This window comes from Hydrogenophaga sp. (genome assembly GCF_030158645.1).
In the GTDB taxonomy this organism is placed as follows: Bacteria; Pseudomonadota; Gammaproteobacteria; order Burkholderiales; family Burkholderiaceae_C; genus Hydrogenophaga.
On the sequence record NZ_JAOASO010000080.1, the window covers coordinates 1 to 2,165 of the forward strand.

Sequence of the window (2,165 nt, forward strand, 5' to 3'; positions counted from 1 at the left end):
CCATGACCGACCCCACCGAACAAGCCAAGACCCATTTCTTCGACGGCAACGCGCTCTTTGAGGCCGGCCAGCTTGAAGACGCAGCCGTGCAGTTCCAGGCCGCGTTGGCCCTGGTGCCGGGACGTCCTTCGGTGCTCGCCAACCTGGGCGTGACGCTGTGTCGGCTCGGTCGGTGGCCGGACGCCGTGAGCGCGCTCACGCAGGCCACGAAGGCCGATCCCTCACACCGCGACGCGTGGGTCGCGCTGGGTCTTTCACACGAAGCGCTGTCGCATTGGAACGAGGCGGCGCACGCGCTGCACCAAGGCATTCGTCTGGGCGCGAACACCGGGCAGCTGTGGTTGTCGCTGGCCCTGTGCCACATGCGGCTGCAGCAGCCGGCCGAGACGCTGCATGCGCTCGACCAGGCCCTGGCGGTGGCGCCCACGCTGGCCGAAGCGTGGAGCCAGCGTGGCAGCCTGCTGCGCGACACCGGGCGCTTCGCCGAAGCCGCGCGCTCTTACGAGCAGGCGCTGGCCCACGGTGGCGATGAAACGCTCAACCGTTTTTATTTGTCGTCGGTGCAGGGTGGCACGGCGCCTGCCCATCCGCCATCCCTGTACGTGGAAGCGCTGTTCGATGAGTACGCCGACGAGTTTCAGGCGCACCTGGTCGAGCAGCTGAACTACCAGGCGCACACCACCCTGCTCGCACCGCTGCGCGCCAGTGGTCAGCGTTTCGAGCACGTGCTCGATCTGGGCTGTGGCACCGGCCTGTGTGGCCGGCTCATCCAGGCGCAGGCGGGCGCGGTGGACGGGGTGGACCTGTCGTCCGCCATGGTGGCGCAGGCCCGGGCCAGCGGTGCTTACCGGCGCGTGGTGCACGGCGATCTGCTGGCCTTCTTGCGCGAGAGCACCGAGCCGGTGGATCTCGTGATGGCGGCCGACGTGTTCATCTACGTGGGCGCGCTCGACGCGGTGTTCGAGGCGGTGCGCGAGCGCCTGCAGCCCGGTGCGTGTTTTGCGTTTTCGGTGGAGCTGGCCACCGACGGCAGCGAACTCAAACTCCTGCCCAGCCTGCGCTACGCCCACTCACCGGCCTACATCGATCGGCTCGCCGCCCTCAACGGCTTTCGCGTGCGCCAGAGCTGGCAGGCCCCGCTGCGCGAAGACCAGAAAAAGCCGGTGATGGGTCTGTATGTGCTGCTGGAGCCGGTGGCCAGCGCCTGACGGCAGCCGAGACTCAAACCACCTTCGCCGGGCTGTACCTGAACGTCGCCCGGATCACGCCGTGGTCGCCGGTGCCCAGGGCTTTGTGGTCTTCGAAGTTGAGGTGGTCGTTGTTGATCACCAGGCCATCAAACATCCAGAGCCGCTTCTTGCTGTTGTCGTAGAACTCCTGGCTGACCAGGATGTGGTCGAGCGACTCGCGGATGTCCTGGTGCACGTGGGTGTAGTACACGTCGCGTGTGTCGCGGTATTCCTGCAGGGTCTGTGCGGTGTACAGCGAGGTGTCACCACCGCCCTTGCTCTCGCCCACCAGGTAGCGCGGCTGCTCGGTGAGGATGTTGGCGGTGTTGCTGTGCTGGCCGTCGTTGATGTCGCCGAGCACGATCACCGGCGTGTCGTTCTCCTTCATCTGTTCGGACAGCAGGAACCGCAGCGCCGTGGCCTCGGCCGTGCGCCGGATGGTGGAGATGGCGGCGCCCAGGCCGGTGGCGTGTTTGCCGTAGAGCGCCTTGTCGGCCTTGAACCACTTCTCGTTGAATACCTGGGTCGGGCCTTTGGACTTGAAGTGGCACACGTACACATGCACCTCAGGACCGGGGCTGCGCGGCTGGATGGTGAAGTGCAGCACCGGCCGGGAGTAACCCTGGATGTTCACGCTGATGCTCGGCGTTTGAGGGTCGTCGCCGGTGGAGCGCAGCACGAAGCCGGGCGGGAACTTCGTGATCCACTCCGGCTGGCCGGTGAGCAGGCCCTTGCGCACGAGGGCACCGCAGTCGATGCGTTTGCCGTTGGAGCCGGGTGGTGCCAGCAGGTCGTAGCTGGCCGCCACGCCCGCGGAATCCAGCGCGCGCTGCACCGACAACGGGTTCCACATTTCCTGCAGACCGAACACATCGGCATCCAGCGACTGGAGCTGGTGCGCGGTCCAGCCGATCTTGCGGTCGTACTCGGCCTGGG

General features: G+C 66.8%; 2 protein-coding genes. One reads left to right on the forward strand and one right to left on the reverse strand.

The features are described from left to right. On the forward strand, positions 1–1,208 hold a 1,208-nt coding region (locus Q1W68_RS07690), incomplete at its 5' end, for a tetratricopeptide repeat protein (RefSeq protein WP_300654499.1). A gap of 13 nt (positions 1,209–1,221) precedes the next feature. Here the strand turns inward: Q1W68_RS07690 and Q1W68_RS07695 are convergent. After that, the coding region (locus Q1W68_RS07695) for an endonuclease/exonuclease/phosphatase family protein (RefSeq protein ID WP_300716041.1) at positions 1,222–2,165 on the reverse strand (944 nt) is incomplete at its 5' end.